Genomic DNA, 17,885 nt, shown 5'->3' on the forward strand with positions numbered 1-17,885 from the left:
AAATTCCTAGCAAATGAGTAGAATTTCCACCCCATTCGTAGTTAGGACTTTCCGGTCCCTAGTAGAAACTCTCAATCCATATCATTGAGAATATACGAACGAACATTACGCTAATTTATTGTTTTAAACAACATTTGTTATATTACACGGACATTAAATACGTGTCAATAATTTATTATTCGCATTTTCTTAAAGTACTATAAAAAAAAACAGAAGTATTTCTACTCCTGTTGTACATTTAATAAAACCTATAAATGTAAATGCACCTACCTCTTCTTTTCAACCCTATCCAATAAAACCGATACCTTACCTGCTTCCTCTTCAGTTATCTCTTGCTCACCGTACTTCATTTTACCGTACAAATCTGCTATTGGAGAATAGTCTATATCCTCTTTTCTACTAACAATCTGAACGATTTCATTCGGTGTTTCTGACTGTTTAAACTGATAGCCACGCTTTTGTTGTTCCGCAACAAATTCGCGAAAGACATACCTAACCTTTTCAGCGCTAGATAGCTCTTCCCAGTTAGGTTTACTTTGCAATAGTTTCCTAAACCTCTCTCTTGCCTGAGTTGTTTTCTTGTTGCCCCAAGTTGTAAAATCAACCAGACTTTCTTTTTCATCAATATATTGGTAGTCTCCATCATCTTCTCTAGGACGTAAGTGAAATACATTTGTTAAAAATTGTTGTAACCAACGGAAACTCTTTTTTAACCAGCTCACTATATTCTTCGCTGCATAGTAAAGGAGAACAATGCCTACTATGACAGCACCAACTGCCATAACTACAAATACTACTTTTTCAAGTAAAACCCAAAATCTTGCTGGCTCACTTGCTTCAAATGAAGACAATGGCCCCATCCCACCTGGTGGGATTGACATCTCACCTTCATCATCCGATCCAAAAAATGTCGTTAACCATAACAAGCCATTACCTAATAGAATAAATAGTTGCTGAACGAATGTCTGGACAATCTTAAAATTTGTTATTAGAGCAATGCTCGCCACCATTACGAAAATATAGAAGCGGTTTTTCCCCTTTATAGAGCTTGCCACAAATGGTTTTCTATTTTTAGAAAGCGTCGAATCTCGCAGTGAAAGGCTATTTGAGATAAATAAGGAAATTATGACCATAAGGACTCCTAGCCAGCTAATGATACTAAGATACTCATTTAGCGTTTCTAGTAACCGATAGAAAAAGTAACCAATAATATAAATTGGAAAACCAGTCTTCCATAATAAAGGGTACGGATTTAAATCCTCAAGATCCCGCTCGCCGTAGCCAACCCCTCGGTAAATACTTACCCAACTAACTAAAAACAGGAGCAAATAAGACACCCAGCCTTGGTTAAAGAAGAAGGTAAAACTAACCGCAATAACGGTAGTAATGACTACATACACCCATCTTTTTTGGGATTTCAGGATCGTCCTAAGCAAAAGACCTAAAAAAGCTAAAACTGGTAAACTACCTGCCCACAATAACGGTTGGGTAGAAAAATAGATACCTATGAAAAGTATAATTGGAAATATGATCATGTATTCAATCAAGCCAATAGTCCATCGTTTAGTTACACTATTTACCATGTTGTTCACCCGTTTCTTGTGCCAACAGCAACACCTCAACCTTACTTCCTTGAGTTTCAATCTGCTTGATCACTTCTTCTATAGCCGGTGACATGATTGCTGAGATCATAAGGATATCGGTATTATAAAGATTTTCGGCCTCTTCTTTTAAAAAGCGTGGGAAGTTCATGCTCCTGTCCATAGCCAACTTAGCCATATTCTCGTACAAATATGTAAGTTGGTCAGTACTATGGTGTGGTTCTATTCGAATAGCTTGTTTAATATCTGAGTTTGCTTGATCGACCAAATAGGAATTACACCCAAACCCTGTCCTTATCCCTCTTGAAAGAGTCAATGTAGCAATTGAGGCTGCATAGGATATCCCTGTTTCAATTAACTCAGGATTAAGGATAGGCATCCAAATATCCTCAGTCTCGTCGAAATTGAGATAAATCATTAAATGGTGGTCTGCTGTAAAATCTCGCTTACTAACCTGTAGCTGACCTGTCCTTGCAGTTGCGTTCCAGTTGACAGAATTTAAGGGGTCACCGTACGTATATTGACGTACACCAGCAGTGACAAAGGGATCTTGAATGATCCACCTTTTCACCAATAGATCCCCTAGCCAGCTATGAGAAGGCAAAGGTATTTCTTCTATTTCCACTAGCTCAGGATAAACGATAATCGTTGCTTTCGCATCGATGGCCTCGGCTTTTTCGTTAAAACCAACAATATCACCTAGAGTTAGCGATACTGTTTTCAATTGATAGTATCCTCTTTTTCTGCAAGCAACCATATGTCTACGCGTTACTTTCTCAAATGGAGATAAACTAAACAACGTACGATGATACTCCTCACTATCTTCTACTACTAGTTGGTCTTGCTTTTTAGTGAATTGCAGGTTACTGCTAACCTTTGATTCAAGCCGTAACCATGGTAATGGCAGCAATTTTCTATTTGAAACCTCATCAACCAACTCAAACAGTTCCCCAGGAAATACTGCCTCCTTGTTGAAATAGCGAGTATAGTTTACTTTCGTTAATCCCCACTTCGTGAAAATGAAGGATTGAACTAATATCATCAGGATTGTTACAACGATGAACCAGACCATGCTCATTTACAGTTGAAGACCTTTCATTAACTCTATCTCTGTTGGCACTGGTATCTCGTTTAAAATTTCATCCAAAATTTGATTTACCTGCACACCTTTTGTTTTTATCATTTGCTTAACAATAATTCGGTGTCCTAATACAGGCTTGACCATGGCTTTTACATCATCAGGAATAACATAATCTCTACCTTTTAAAACCGCGTACACTTGAACAGCTTTTAATAATGCTTGGCTACCCCTTGGACTAACTCCTAACTCAACCGTTGCCATAACCCTTGTTTTCTCAATAATATTCATCATATAGTAAAGCATTTCAACACTTACATGAACTTTTGAGTAAAGCTCTTGAACCGCTATTAACTCCTCTTTCTTCACAACAGCTTCTAACCTTTCTAACGGGTTATTTTCTTTAAAACGCTTTAGGAGGTTAATTCCTTCTTCCTTGCTTGGATAACCCAATTTGACCTTTAGTAGAAAGCGGTCAAGCTGCGCTTCTGGTAATGGGAAGGTACCTTGGTTTTCTACCGGGTTCTGGGTGGCAATCACCATAAAAGGTTTCTCTAAGACATGTGTTTCTCCGTCAATGGTTGTTTGTCTCTCTTCCATACACTCTAATAAGCTAGATTGTGTTCTAGGAGTTGCTCGATTTATCTCATCTGCTAAGACAACGTTTGAAAAAATAGCTCCCTGACGTAGTTGAAATTCACCTAGCTTCTGATTATAAAAATTAATACCAGTTACGTCGGTAGGGAGTAAGTCAGGTGTAAATTGGACACGATTAAACGTACAGTCTAATGACCTAGCTAGTGATTTTGCAAGCAACGTCTTTCCTGTACCCGGTACATCTTCTAAGAGGACATGCCCAGAAGCAATTAATCCAACTAGAAGGTGGTCAATTACTTCTTCCTTACCTATAATCACTCTCTGTATATTGTGTTTTACTCTTTCAGCGATTTCTTTTATATCATTTAGCTCCAACTATTTTTCACTCCTTACACCTTTTTTTTATCCTAATTATAGGGTTTGACGAAAAACTACTAATTCCTTTAGTAATTTTTAAAATAACTCTTAATCTTTGTAATAACTCTTTTTAATTAAAAAATGGTATGATTGTATTACTATCTATATTAAAAATCATAGAGAAAGGGGCATCTCGATGGGCGAGAAAATTAAAGTTCGAAATAATGTTAAGATTTTCGGAAACGGTACCCAATCGATGATTTTTGCACCAGGATTTGGCTGTGACCAGAGTGTCTGGAACTTAGTAGTTGAGGCTTTTAAAAATGATTTTAAAATTATTTTATTTGACCATGTAGGAGCAGGACGTTCCGATATTCAAGCGTATAATCAAGATCGCTATAGTACTCTTAATGGATACGCTCAGGATGTAGTAGAAATTTGTTCTGCCTTAGATATAAAAGATGCTATTTTTGTTGGGCATTCTGTAGGAGCAATGATAGGTTTATTAGCCTCTATACAAGAGCCAACATATTTTTCTCAACTTGTTATGGTTGGTCCCTCTCCTTATTATTTAAACGATCCACCTCACTACTTCGGGGGTTTTGAAAAAGAGGATCTTTTAGGATTAATTGATATGATGCAAAAAAATTACATAGGCTGGGCGACCTTTTTTGCAGCAACAGTCTTGAATAACACTGCGCAAGAAACAGTTATCAAAGAGTTAGAAAATCGTTTTTGCTCAACTGACCCGTTAATTGCACGTCAATTTGCAGAAACAACGTTTTTTTCAGATCACAGAAGTGACTTGCCGAAAGTTACTGTACCAACCCTTATCTTACAATGCTCTGAGGACATTATTGCACCAGATGCTGTTGGTGATTATTTAAATAAACATATTCCTAATAGTTTACTAGTTAAAATGGTGGCAACCGGACACTGCCCGCATTTAAGTCATCCAGAAGAAACCATCTCTATTTTACGAGAGTATTTAAATGTTACAGCAGAGGTAAGGTGAAGTATCCAATGGATCAAATACTTAATCATGCACCATGTGGTTTTCTATCTCTTTCAGAGGATGGCATAGTTAAAGATGTTAACCAAACCTTACTTACCCAACTAAATTATCAGGCTGATGAATTGCTGGGCCAACATCTAAATACAATTCTCACCGGCCCTACTCGACTTTTTACTCAGCTTTACTTTTTTCCATTATTAAAATTAGAAGGTCATGTTGAAGAGATGTATCTCTCCTTCCAATCTAGTAGTCTCACTGAAATACCAGTACTTATCAATGCCAACCAGAGGGTAGAAAATAGTATGAATTTCATTGATTGTGTCATTATTCCTATGCAAAAAAGGGATATGTATGAAAATGAATTGCTCGTCGCAAAAAAAGAGGCCGAGAAAGCTTTAGAAGAAAAACATAAAGCCCATGCTGAATTAGAGACTGCCCTAGCAAATTTGCAAACAAAGCAAGAAGAGTTACTAAAGCATAAAATTGCTACAATGAAAGAATTAGAATTAGCTAGAACGATTCAGGAAACCTCGTTAACTGATCCAATTAGTAACGAGCAACTGAAGATTGATGCCTACTACAAAGCATCAAGTGAGTTATCAGGCGATATCTATGGCTGCTACCAGTTGGACGAGTACCGCTATGGGATCATCATTCTTGACGTAATGGGACATGGGTTGTCATCTTCATTAATTACAATGTCCCTTCAGTCTCTCTTCCAACGGCTAATTTCTAAAGGAGACACCGCAGATGTGGTTATGAAGGAGTTAGATAACCACCTGCACAATCTATTTGGTAATAATGAAGATACTAGGCATTATTGCACAGCTATTTACCTGATGATCGATACAAAAAAGCAAGTAATATCTTATGTTAATGCAGGACACCCACCAGCAATCTGGCAAGCTAATGATGGGTCACAAACTCAGTTGCGCTCAACAACCTTACCAATTGGATCATTTGAGGGACTTACGTTTAAGGTAAATACAATCAACTACAGCAATGGTGGACGTCTCTTCCTATATACTGATGGAGTTTCTGAACTTTTTGGCCCTTCTTTTTTAACAAATTTCGTTTTAGAAAATAAGAATTTATCTCTAACCAGATGTAAGGAGAAAATGGTTTATTCACTTAATAACAGTAGTGAATTTAATTACCGTAAAAATGATGATCAGTGTTTTATTCTTGTTGATATAAAATAACCATACCCCCATGATGCTTCAAAGGAGCTCTCATGGGGATTTTTCATATATGACTCCGGAGAAAATTTACATTATTTCCCGAATAGAGTATGATTACTTTAACTATGTATATTTACAGTTTTTTAGACTCTTTAAGTACTGAAGTGGAGTGAACAATAGTGTCTGAGCTAGGTTTAAATCAATGTTCCCTCGAGACTCTCGAAGAAGAACTTCAACTGTATAAACGCTTAATCTCCAATCTTCCTTTTGAAGTTGATTATTTTGATGAGAAGACCAAGAAACGAATTCACAAAAAAAAGAACGAGGATTATTTTACTGTAACAACTGATCATGCAGAAGATAAGCTCGAGCCAACAATAAGCTTTCCTATGGATAGCTATTCGTTTAGAAATCTTGAAGCCTTCTTACAACCCTTATTTGACCTAGTTCCACATCATATTGTTTTTATTGATAATAAGGGTATTGTCACACTCTGTAACAAACAGACACTTGAAGATTTTCAGACCACTAGAGATGCTGTTTTGGGAAAACATATTAAACAACTTTTGCAAATCGACGAAGATCAAATTAAGCTCCTCGAAACCTTGAGAACAGAGAAAGAAATAGTTTGTGAAGAGGTACTCGACAAGAACTATGGTATTTGTAATACAAAAATTATTCGTGATCAAAATGGCGATCTTCTAAGGGTAGTCAGTTTATTTCACTTTTTAAATCCTCTGAAAGAAGCAGAGAAAATGAAAATGATTGGTCAAGTTTCTGCAAGTATTGCCCATGAAATCAGAAATCCTTTAACGACCGTTCGAGGATACCTTCAGTTATTGTCTCAAGAACAATTGCCATTTGCTGCAGAACTACTAAATGATTTATTAATTCCAGAACTCGATCGAGCAAATCGAATTATTAGTGACTTCTTAATGGTTTCTAAAAGTACTCCCGTAAAGAAAAATCCTGAAAGAATTTACAACTTTCTGACTCATTTTAAAAATCTGATGTATAGTGAAGCAGTAATGAAGGAAGTTGAGTTTAGCGTAAATATAAGTAACGAACTTACTGACACGATTTCGTTATTAAACCATAATGAGTTACTTCAAGTTTTCATTAATCTATTTAATAATGCTGTTGACTCAAGGGTTGATGGACGGCCATTATCCATTACACTAAATTGTAAAAAGGAAGATGGTAACATTGTCATTAATTTTAATGATAATGGGTGCGGTATGAGTGAAACTGTTTTAAGAGATATTTTTGATCCATTTTACTCAACGAAAGAAACTGGTACAGGTCTTGGGTTGTCCCTTTCAAGAAAAATTATTGAGCTACATTACGGGGCTATTACTGTTTCAAGTACGCTCAATAAAGGAACATCCTTTGTAATCACTTTGCCGATTACAAGATAATAAGAGGGTGTCCCAAAAGCATAGCTTTTGGGCACCTTTTTTTGCAAAAAAAAATAAGAGCTCGTCCTTTTTTTGGTATAATTAAGTCACCACAACCAAACTACCGAAAGGAACGATCTCTTATGTATATTAATTATAGCACTTCTGGTCAACTAGTTCTACCTATGGATATTGAGGTTCTTATTCCTAAACATCATCTATGTAGAATTGTTGATATAGCCGTTGAACAAATAAGTCCAAAACTCCTTTCTTCCCTTCATCCAGGTGGCGGTCGACCATCTTATCACCCAAGAATGATGTTAAAAATTATCCTATATGCCTACGCAAATCGAATGTATTCATCTCGACAAATCGCTAAGCAACTGGGAGAAAATATTTATTTCATGTGGCTTTCTGGCAACCAGAAGCCTGATTTCCGTACCATTAATCGCTTTCGCTCTACTCGGATGAAGGACATTATTTACCAAACATTCTTTGGTATTGTTGATCTACTCTGCAAAGAAGGGCTGGTTAAGCTAGAAGATTACTATTTTGACGGCACCAAAGTAGAGGCAAACTCTAACCGTTTTACATTCGTTTGGAAGAAATCCATTGAAAAATATGACAAGGCGCTAGATGAAAAGTACCAACAAATTGTTTTAGGCATAGAACGTATTGTGAAAGAGGATCAACTAGCAGAAAACGAAAAAGATTTTCAAGAAAAATTAGAAGAAACTCCGATCACCTCAGATAAAATTAAAGAAACCATTAAAGAGGTAGAAGTACGATTAGAAAAAGAGCCGAAGAATAAAGAATTGAAACGGGCCAAACGAACCCTCGAAAAAGACCTCTTGCCTCGCAAACAAAAATATGAAGATCAAAAAGCAATAGTAGGAGATCGAAATAGCTTCTCTAAAACAGATCATGACGCGACGTTTATGCGAATGAAAGATGATCATATGAGAAACGGACAATTAAAAGCTGGCTATAATGTTCAAATAGGAACAGAAGGTCAAATTATTACAGGGTTCAGTATCCATCAACGAGCAGGGGATCCTGGCTGCCTAATCCCGCATTTAGATCTATTAAAAAAGTATAACCGTCCAAAACCGAAGGTATTGATTGCAGACTCTGGGTATGGCAGTGAAGAAAACTATACATATTGCGAAGAAGAAGAGATTGAGGCATTAGTTAAATACAACACGATTGATAAAGAACAAACGAAAGTCTGGAAACAACAAATTGGTCGATTGGAAAATATGGTCTACGATGAGGAACTTGATGAATGGATTTGTGCAAATAATAAACGACTAGTTTTCACATATGAAAGTAAAAAGAAATCAGATAATGGTTATATCTCCATAAAAAGAACTTATCAGTGTATAGACTGTCATAATTGTCCATTTCAGTCTTCTTGTGCCAAAGATAAAGATACGAAATCCATATCAGTATCAATGGAAAATCAGAAGCAAAGAAAAGAAGTACGAGAACGCCTCTCTACTAAAGTTGGCGATAAAAAATATAGACAGCGGAAAATTGATGTAGAACCTGTATTTGGACAAATCAAGCATAATAGACAGTTTCAACGATTTTCTTTAAGAGGCCTTTCAAAAATTCAAGTTGAATGGGGTCTTATTTGTGCTGCTCATAACTTATTGAAGTGGACCAAATTGATATCGCATTAATAGATAGAATGAGAAAATTTGCCTCTAAAAACTAAATACCAGCCAAATTAGTACGAAAAAAAGTAAAAAATACACCAGAAAAAACATACTAAGATTAGTAGTGCAGACCCCGGCCAGGGTTTGTGCTACTATTTTTTATAGTAGAAGTGAAGTAAGGCCGATCAGCCTCTAGGACCATTTAAGAGTCCGTATTAAAAACCGGCCGACTTCACACCCTTATTTGAATCAGTTTAGTATGTTGGGTCCATAAGAGATCGAGTAAAAGAAAGTGGAATCGATAAGGCAATGTGAAGGCTTCTATGACTGGCAGGAGAAGGAGAAATGAATATGAAACATGTACTGGCATTCGATGTTAGTATGGGGAAAAGTACGATGGTTATCTATAACCACTATAAGAAATGTGAATTTGAAGGCGAAATTAATCATAATAAGTTGTCTTTTAAAGCCTTGAATGAAAAGATTTGTGAAATCACTAAACTGGATGGTCAGGCACCTGAAATTGTATTCGAAGCATCAGGAGTTTATTCAAGACCATTAGAATACTTCTTTCAAACAGAAGGCTACCCCTATCATAGAGTTAGCCCGTTAGAAGCGAATTTACAAACAGCTTCAATGCGCCGTCATAAGACTGATAAAAGCGATGCCCATGAGCTTGCTAAATCCCACTTTCGGACAGAACGTACAACGACATATCAAGAAGAAAACTATTATAAACAGATGCGCGCACTTACACGTTATTATGATGAATTAGAAAGTGAATCTACCAACCTATTCAGCCGTATGCACGCTATTTTACAACTAAGTTTCCCTGAGCTAGAACATCTTTTTTCAAAACGTTCTGCACTCTTTTTAAATATTGTTCAGCTTTATCCACACCCAGATGAAGTATTGGAGTGTTCTAAAACTGTGATACGAAACCGATTAAAAGCGAATACAAAAAAGAATCTATCCCTTACACGCGCTGAAGAAAAAGGAATAGGACTGCTTCACGCTGCCCAAAACTCATATCCAGCAATTTCGAAAGAAGATGTGAGATGTGAACAAGTGCGTGATTATGCTAAACGTATTTCAGACTTAAAAGAGAAAAAAGAACAGATTATTAAACAAATGGCAGAGCTATCAAAAGGACGCATAGAATTTCAAGTGCTAACTTCTTTTCCGGGGATTGGTGAAGTAACAGCGGTAAGATTAATTGGAGAAATCGGAGATCTTCGACGCTTTCAAAACCATAAACAATTGAATGCGTATGTTGGGATCGACATTATGCGGTATCAATCTGGTAATACATTTTATAAAGATAAAATTAACAAACGTGGGAATAACAAGCTACGAAAAATCTTATACTTTATGATTCAGACGATGATTAAACTACGTAAGAAGACTAACAATCATATTATAGAATACTACGACAAATTAAAAACGCAACCTCATGGAAAACCCCATAAAGTTGCGTCCATTGCGTGTGTAAATAAGTTTTTGAAAGTGGCATTTCATCTAATCACACACAACATCACCTATGATTACGAAGCGGCATCAACCTGTTCGTAAATCGTTATTTATACTATACCATACTTGGCCTCTCGAAAAAACTCAACTCGTAAGGTCTATTTGGCGTGCGCAAATTAATTTTGAGTGGGAGGGGTACCCCTCCCACTCAAAATTAATTCATCTAACATAAATAAAAAGATAAAAACACTTGACTGTAGGTAAGAAAAGAGGCTGACCTCAAAAGTCATTTTTCAATGACCTTTTGAGTCAGCCTCTTTCTTTATAACTTAATTAATTGTTCATACAAATTAATTAGATTAGGATATTCTTCCCTTAAATACTCAACTTCCTTAGAAAAGGCACCCAATACCTCTTCGTTAATTCTAGCTGATTTAGCTAGATTTTTTAATTTCTTCTTTTTCGACAATAGAAGCGAAGCATGACTCAGTATGGGAGGAAGTATTTTTTTAAAGAGTTTATACTGTCTAGGATAATCCTTACGTAATTCTTTGTATTCACATGCAATTTGGTTTAGCTCTACAAAGTCTCTATTTAATGGATAGGCAGATAGATAAAGCACAAGTAATTTCGGTTTTATATCCTTATATCTAGATTGAAAATTATATTGGTTTCTACAAACATCTTGCCAGTTGGACTTAGAGATTGGATGTTCTTGGTGATACGCTTTTGCATTGCCGTTGTGTATAAACTTAGCGCCTTCTTTATATAACCTAAAACCCAAATCCCAATCCTCAAAGCCATAACCAGTAAACTGCTCGTCAAATCCACCTACTTTTTGAAATAAATATTTAGAAAGTGAGACGTTTCCAGTACAGAAGTTTATCCAAGAAAATTTAAAGCCCTTTAACTTGTCTCCAAAAGAATTTAGTATATGTTCATAGTCCTCTAAAGGGTATGATCTTTTATCTAAAACTCCTAAATTAGTGATCTCTTCAAGGGATAATAGGTTTATTTGCGAAGAAATATCCTGATTATTTAATGAAAGCACATCTTGATTATCCTTATATAGAGAACGTAACTTTTTCAACTGTTTTCTTTTAAATTCTGGATACAAAACTGTAAATAACTTTCTTACTTCCATCCACCCTGACATAACGAGATTTTCCTGATCTTTATGAGTAAAGTAGTGAGTCTCAATTAAGCCTGGTGCCGCTACCATTTCCGCATCTAGAAAAACAAGGATTTCCCCAGATGCAAAGGTCACTCCTTTATTTCTTGCTTTTGCTCTTCCTAATGGTGACTCATTTCTTACCCATTTAATAGAATAAGGCGTGTCTATTTGTGAACTAAGCTTTTTGGTCTCGTCAGTCGAAGCATCATCAACAAAAATTACTTCCATTTTATCATGCGGAAACGTTTGACTTTTTAGCGACTCTAGCAGATACAAATTTAGAGGGTAGCGATTATACGAAGGTATAACTATACTAACTAATATCTCTGATTTTTCATCCTTATTTTTGCCCATGACCAACTATCACATCCTAGTCTAAAGATAATTTCTCTGATAGCTAGAAAAAGTTTTGTTTACTATCTTCAATAAAATATGTGCAAAATTTACCTTTGTGAGCTCTTAAGCTAAAGTTGGACGGCAATTTGCATAATATGTTGGACTTTTTCATCACCTTCCCGCTAAAATAACAAAATGGCTTAGCTACAGTTAGCTAAACCATTCAACTTTCATTATTTCTCATTAATTATGAAGCCCATCAAGGACTTATCTTCCTTAAAACACCAGTCAATAAAAACTTCTTTCACATCTCTAAAAAATATTTGCTCGTACTTGCCGTACCTATGGAAATACTTCTTTTCCAACTCATCTTTAGTCACTCTTAGTTCCTCTTCAAAACCTTTTGCAATAAGCGCCTTTTCAATTGGTATTAGTATGCCTTTTCGTTCAATAACATATAAAGTTGAAGAAACCGGATAGATATTAATGATATCAGGAGCTTTTTGAACCAATAAACTAATCCTTGCTACTTCCTTTTCTAACTCTTCTACGTTTACTTGTTGAGGCAAATGGTGATCTCCACTCATTTCTTGATCTAATTTAAAAATGATCATTCCTGAGTTATTCGGAAAATTCCAGTCATGATACCTTTCTTCAATCTCACATTTTAAAGAGACCTCTACAACTCCCTTTAGTTGATCTAACACATGGTTAATGATGACCGACCTTGCCCTTTCAACTTGTACACTTTGGCCTTGTTCCATTAAGACCTCTTCCATCGGTGATATAAAACCTCGTATATAAGCGACAAAAATTCTTTTGTATACAATGGATTGGCATGATTGAGGTCCTTTACCAAAGTTCTTTCTTAACAGTTTACTCAAATAACTGCTAATTGAATTAAGTACTTCTTGTTCCATTTACTCACCTCTTGTCATTATTACAAATTGTTCTAGTTAGATTTCTATAAAAAATTCCTAACCAACATTTATCAATTTTAGTATGTACTATCTCAAAGGAAAAAATAAAAACCAGCTATACTGGTTTTTAGATCAATAGTTTTTCGGTTAAGTAAATAATTTTTTTACAAATAACGATTTTTAATTGCTGATAGCTTATTGTAAATAAAAGAAGATATAACTTCGATCATTTTTAAAATCCCAGGTCATAAATAAACCTTCTATTACTCTTCCAAATGCTAACTCAAACAATTCTCTTTGATTAACATAGCTTTTTTTTATTTCTCTTGAACGTTCTTGTAATATATCCATACAATCTTTTCGAAATAAAACCTTTTCAACCTCAAGCATTGTTTCTTGGCACTCCACAGCAAACATATTTTGATTTAATTTTATTATATCAATGCTGGAAGGAACTTTATGAACCCCAGAACTAACACGAGCAATTTGCTCAGCTAACTTACCTTTTAGTTTCGTAGAAATCATGGACTCAGAATATTCATAGCTCTTACCATTATCTATAACGATAACTCCTGTATTTTTTTCATAATCCCAATCGCAAAAATATGTATGAAGTGGGTGGCCTAAAATAACTTTCGCTTCTTCGACAAACTCATCTATAACCTTAGCTATTACTACATTCCGAAATTCATAAGCTAAATTATATTGGTTAGACTCAATCAGAACTTCTTCTGCAGGTGTTATGTACTTACGAATAAATACTGTAAGCCTACTATCATAAATTGTAACTAAACAAGTTTCTGGCCCCTTACCAAACCGCTGTTTCAGCATTTTGCTAAACAAACTACCTAAATGAAGGAGGTTGTCTTGAGTACGATTATTAGTGAGCGTTTTTGTCAACTTCATTCCTCCTTTATTGTCTAGACAGTCTTTTACTTTACCAAATTTGGATTTTCTATGAGAACGTAAAAAGGCCTAACTCGTTTGTTGATTGAGTTAGGCCATGGATAGACTGGCTATTGAGTAATAGTTTCTTCCATTTACCAATTTAATGAGATTTAAAGTTATTATATCAATATAATTCATTTTCACTTAGAACTTAAACCGATAACAGCAAGAAATTGGTTCTTAAATATTTTAGCACTATTTTTAGTATATGACAATTATATATCGCGAATGGATGCCTTGTTATTTTGTTTCCCCTTCGTCTAACTGTGAGGATGTAGGTAAGGTTAAGATAAAAGTCGTACCCTTCCCTAGTTCGCTAACCACATTTATAGTTCCTCCCATAGCACCAATAATATTGTATACAACCATCATCCCAAGACCGGTTCCTTTTTCTCCTTTCATAGAGAAATATGGTTCTCCAAGGCGACTTACTTGATCTACCGTCATGCCAACACCAGTATCTTTTATCATGATTTTTACCATACTACCATGAGGCATTACAGAAATGAATAGATCTCCCCCGTCTGGCATGGCTTCAATGGCGTTTTTGAATAGGTTAATTAACGCCTGCTGCAATTTCTGCTTGTTGGCTTTCACTAAGAAAGGCAAATCCTTATATTTTATATCTACACAATTTGAATTAGCTAACGGTCGAATAACATCTACTGAATTCTGTAATACTTGTTCGCCTTCTATTACATATAGATTTTCATTCGTTGGTTTCGTAAATGATAGATATTCAGTAATGATTTTCTCAGCTCGATCAACTTCATTTATGGCAATGGAAATGTAGTTGTCTAGTTCCTGTCTTTTTAATTCTGGTCTTTTCATTAATTGCAAAAAACCTTTAACGGTCGTTATTGGATTCCGAATTTCATGCGTAAAACTAGAAGCAACATGATTAACGATTTCCATCTTCTCTATACGAGTCACATGTTCATACAAACTTTGAATACTATTAATTCGCTCGCTTAAAATTACTAATAGGCTTATCGCTGCCAAATGCATAAAAACCGTACTGAAGAAGAGTAACGAAGAGAATGACTCTGGCAAAGTGTATCCTATTATCAACATGATCAGTAAAGGCGAAATCATACCTACTAAAATACTAAATGAAACGCGCCTGCGGTAAGATACCCTATGAAAATGCTGAGAAATAAGACTTATGAACAGGCCATGAAATATACCAAGCCAAATGCCATAAACCATTCCATCACCACCTAGATACATCCGGTAGCTAATCAGAACTAAGGTTAGAAGAAGACAAACTCTCCATCCTCCGTATAAACCTGCTAGAGCAATTGGTACTAACCTTAAGTCAATAAACAACCCCTCAGCCAGATGCGTAGGAAATGTCATACTAAGAATAATAGCAAGAGATCCTAAAAGAACTAGATTATAGTTAGCTCTTCCACGTTTTTTTATGGTAAGGAAAAAAAAGACTGAATAACAAACGAATATGATAAAAAGATTGAATACTAAGTCCTTAACTATCTCCACAATGTTTCCCATCTTTCCAATTCATATTTGATATTTGTAGGTCAGACAACAAAAAAAGCCAAAATAAGCGTAACAAAATACTGTTACTTCTTATTTATGGCTTTAAACTCTAGCATCTATCTAATAATTCTTTGCCTGTTATTAAGTTAATTTTGTGTATTCATTTTAAAGAAGATTAGATTTGGGCATTATTTCCCAATATCCTTCTATAGGATATAACAGATTTACAATAATATCAATAAAATGTAAAAATATTAGGAAAACAATAAACTAATTAACTCACTATAGACTAAAGTTACTACTTTGTACAAGATACTGTAGCTGCATTTAGAAACTCATTACAATCCTCTAGTTTTAAAGGTTTACTAATTAAATAGCCTTGAATTTCGTCACAATCTATTTGTTCAAGGAAGGTCCGCTGCTGTATTGTTTCTACTCCCTCTGCAATAACCTTAAAATTTAAACCCTTTGCCATCATAACAATTAATTTTACAATAGCATCGTTCTTTTCATTGGTATTCAATAAAGATATAAACGACCGGTCAATTTTTAGGCGATCAATTGGGAACTTGTTCATGTATTGTAAAGATGAATAACCTGTTCCAAAGTCATCCATGGCTATATGAAAGCCCATTTCTTTTAATTGTGAAAGTTTAAAAATTGTATTCTCCATAGAACCCATTGCAATACTCTCTGTAATTTCTAACTCTATGTTATCCGGGTTAGCACCTGTTTGAGCAATAATATTTGCCACTATTTTTACGAAATTTGTCTGTTGAAACTGTATCGAGGATATATTTACAGCTACCCTTAATCGTGGTATCCCTTGGTTTTCCCATGTAACAGACTGTTTACAAGCTTCTCTTAAAACCCAATCCCCTAGAGGTAGAATAAGACCTGTTTCCTCAGCAATAGAAATAAATTCAGATGGTGGAACAAAGCCCCTACTTGGTGAAATCCACCTAATTAAAGCCTCTACCCCAATAATTTGGCCAGTTTCTAATGACAGTTGAGGTTGGTAGTATAACACAAACTCACTTCGATCAAGTGCCTTTCGTAAAGAATTTTCCAATGCTAGCTGTGGTACCATATCCATAGAGGCTTGATAAAGTTTAAAATGGTTTTTCCCATTTTCTTTTACCTTATACATCGCCGTATCTGCCTTCATCAGGAGTGCCTCAAAATTTTCCCCATGTTCTGGGTAAATGGAAATACCTATACTTGGTGTAACATGAAGATCGACACCCGATATGTCATAGACTTTTCTTAATACTTGAAGTATTAACTCTGCTTTTCTTTCTATTTTTGACATAGTTACATTTTCAAGTAATATTGCATATTCGTCGCCACCAATTCGGCAAACTAGCTCATTAGAATGCATGACTTGACTAAGCCTTCTACCTACTTCTTTTAATAATAAATCTCCATAGGAATGTCCCAGGCTATCATTAATTTGCTTAAAACGGTCTAAATCTAATAGTAAGAAGGCAATCTTCTTTTCGCCAACAGGATTTCTATTTTTTATTGCTTGTGCTAACCTTTTTTCAATATATCGCCGATTCGGGAGGCCTGTAACTACATCATGAAAGGCAAAGTGCTCCATTTGGTTGATTGTTTCTACTAAGCGGTCTGTCCGTTCTTTTACTTTTATTTCTAGTGCTTCATTTAAGTTGTTTAAATCTGATACTAGACGGTCATTATCAAGAAGTGTAAAAACTTGTCTAAGGATAACTAGTAAAATACTGAAAAACAATCCAATAACTATTGGTGTACTATGCTGGAGTTCAGAAATAACATAAATGGATAGAAGAATAACACCAATATAAGGGAGGCTATGTTTCAAGAAAAGACTTCCTTTTGGCTTGTTTTTAAGAATACTTTTATTATCTTCATATCCAATAAAGGGCTCATGATGAATACTTGCAAGACTAATAATAAATAAGGATAAAATCCATAACGGTTCAGTAATACTACCTACAGTATAAACACCTTTAACAGTTAGATAAGAAAATATCAAATCAGCAATAATTTGAACTAATAGTCCAAAGATTAAGAGATAAGAAGTTGTCTTAGTAAAAATTGAATTTGAGGCGACCACTAAACTAATTACACCAGCCAAGACACCTAAGTCTAATATGGGGTAGAGTATATCTATATACGAGAAAGTTTGATTAAAATTTTTGATTAATGGATCCATAATAAAAAACCAAATAAATGTTCCCGCAACTGACATTACTATCAAGATATCTAATAGGAAACGAATGGTTAGCAAATTATTCTTCTTCATAACACTCATAATTAACAGAAGTGCTATAAAATAAAAGACATTTTGAGAAATCCATAGTATCTTTGGTACCATTGCAGCTTCGGCACCAGTAGTCATTGTAAAATGATAAAATGCCCAAACTACGATACCTAATAAGTAAGACAAGATACCTAATCCAAGAAAAAGCCAAAACGCTCTTGCTTTCCCCTCTTCTTTTCTATAGGTGTTCATAATCCATGTAAAGGCTGTAATACAAGCCACAACTTGAAAAACAGCTATACCCCAATCCAATATTAGCTCCTTGGATTGAAACAGATAATTCCAAGAAAGATTTAAAACTATATAAGTGGCAATAAATATATATGCGAATTTTTTATCTCTCTT

The 17,885-nt window shown here is 35.1% G+C and carries 13 protein-coding genes and 1 riboswitch; of the genes, 5 read left to right on the forward strand and 8 right to left on the reverse strand.

The annotated features are described in order from the left end of the window. Positions 1-18 precede the first annotated feature (18 nt). A riboswitch (purine riboswitch) is annotated at positions 19-118 on the reverse strand. Positions 119-266: 148 nt separating this feature from the next. From DS745_RS05600 to DS745_RS05610, 3 genes are read right to left on the reverse strand one after another with little or no spacing between them, the layout of a single operon-like run. After that, the gene (locus tag DS745_RS05600) at positions 267-1,583 is read right to left on the reverse strand and encodes a DUF4129 domain-containing protein (protein WP_129077301.1); all 1,317 of its coding nucleotides are present in this window, start codon (positions 1,581-1,583) and stop codon (positions 267-269) included. Further along, a complete protein-coding gene (locus DS745_RS05605; RefSeq protein ID WP_129077302.1) occupies positions 1,573-2,679 on the reverse strand; it encodes a DUF58 domain-containing protein in 1,107 nt (368 codons plus the stop codon). The genes DS745_RS05600 and DS745_RS05605 overlap by 11 nt, the downstream gene beginning before the upstream one ends. Continuing rightward, on the reverse strand, positions 2,680-3,651 hold the full coding sequence (locus tag DS745_RS05610; protein WP_129077303.1) for an AAA family ATPase: 972 nt from the start codon (positions 3,649-3,651) through the stop codon (positions 2,680-2,682). A gap of 178 nt (positions 3,652-3,829) precedes the next feature. Between DS745_RS05610 and DS745_RS05615 the strand changes: the two genes are divergently transcribed. The 5 genes from DS745_RS05615 (at position 3,830) to DS745_RS05635 (ending at position 10,459) form a co-directional block, all read left to right on the forward strand. Then, positions 3,830-4,648, forward strand: a complete 819-nt coding sequence (locus tag DS745_RS05615) for an alpha/beta fold hydrolase (RefSeq protein WP_129077304.1) — start codon at positions 3,830-3,832, stop codon at positions 4,646-4,648. 8 nt (positions 4,649-4,656) lie between these two features. Continuing rightward, positions 4,657-5,850, forward strand: a complete 1,194-nt coding sequence (locus tag DS745_RS05620) for a SpoIIE family protein phosphatase (protein WP_129077305.1) — start codon at positions 4,657-4,659, stop codon at positions 5,848-5,850. 158 nt (positions 5,851-6,008) lie between these two features. Further along, entirely contained in the window at positions 6,009-7,247 is a 1,239-nt protein-coding gene (locus tag DS745_RS05625) for a two-component system sensor histidine kinase NtrB (protein ID WP_129077306.1), read from the forward strand. 122 nt (positions 7,248-7,369) lie between these two features. Further along, positions 7,370-8,911 carry an IS1182 family transposase gene (locus tag DS745_RS05630; protein ID WP_129077307.1) on the forward strand — a complete coding sequence of 514 codons (1,542 nt, stop codon included), beginning with the start codon at positions 7,370-7,372 and terminating at the stop codon, positions 8,909-8,911. A 327-nt stretch (positions 8,912-9,238) separates the two neighbouring features. After that, positions 9,239-10,459: an IS110 family RNA-guided transposase gene (locus DS745_RS05635; RefSeq protein ID WP_129076981.1), complete on the forward strand. Its 1,221-nt coding sequence runs from the start codon at positions 9,239-9,241 to the stop codon at positions 10,457-10,459. Between the two features lie 220 nt (positions 10,460-10,679). On the opposite strand, the gene DS745_RS05640 is transcribed toward DS745_RS05635, so the two are convergent. The 5 genes from DS745_RS05640 to DS745_RS05660 form a co-directional block, all read right to left on the reverse strand. Next, positions 10,680-11,885 (reverse strand): glycosyltransferase family 2 protein, encoded by a 1,206-nt coding sequence (locus DS745_RS05640; protein WP_129077308.1) that lies wholly within the window; start codon positions 11,883-11,885, stop codon positions 10,680-10,682. A gap of 215 nt (positions 11,886-12,100) precedes the next feature. Further along, complete coding sequence (locus DS745_RS05645; RefSeq protein WP_129077309.1) at positions 12,101-12,787, reverse strand: Na-translocating system protein MpsC family protein; 687 nt, start codon at positions 12,785-12,787, stop codon at positions 12,101-12,103. A gap of 195 nt (positions 12,788-12,982) precedes the next feature. After that, positions 12,983-13,687, reverse strand: a complete 705-nt coding sequence (locus DS745_RS05650) for a Na-translocating system protein MpsC family protein (protein WP_161568183.1) — start codon at positions 13,685-13,687, stop codon at positions 12,983-12,985. A gap of 288 nt (positions 13,688-13,975) precedes the next feature. Further along, the gene (locus DS745_RS05655) at positions 13,976-15,235 is read right to left on the reverse strand and encodes an ATP-binding protein (protein ID WP_161568184.1); all 1,260 of its coding nucleotides are present in this window, start codon (positions 15,233-15,235) and stop codon (positions 13,976-13,978) included. Between the two features lie 298 nt (positions 15,236-15,533). Beyond that, positions 15,534-17,792, reverse strand: coding sequence for a putative bifunctional diguanylate cyclase/phosphodiesterase (locus DS745_RS05660; RefSeq protein WP_161568185.1), 2,259 nt, complete (start codon positions 17,790-17,792; stop codon positions 15,534-15,536). Between the last annotated feature and the right edge of the window lie 93 nt (positions 17,793-17,885).

This window comes from Anaerobacillus alkaliphilus, from assembly GCF_004116265.1.
GTDB classification, from domain to species: domain Bacteria; phylum Bacillota; class Bacilli; order Bacillales; family Anaerobacillaceae; genus Anaerobacillus; species Anaerobacillus alkaliphilus.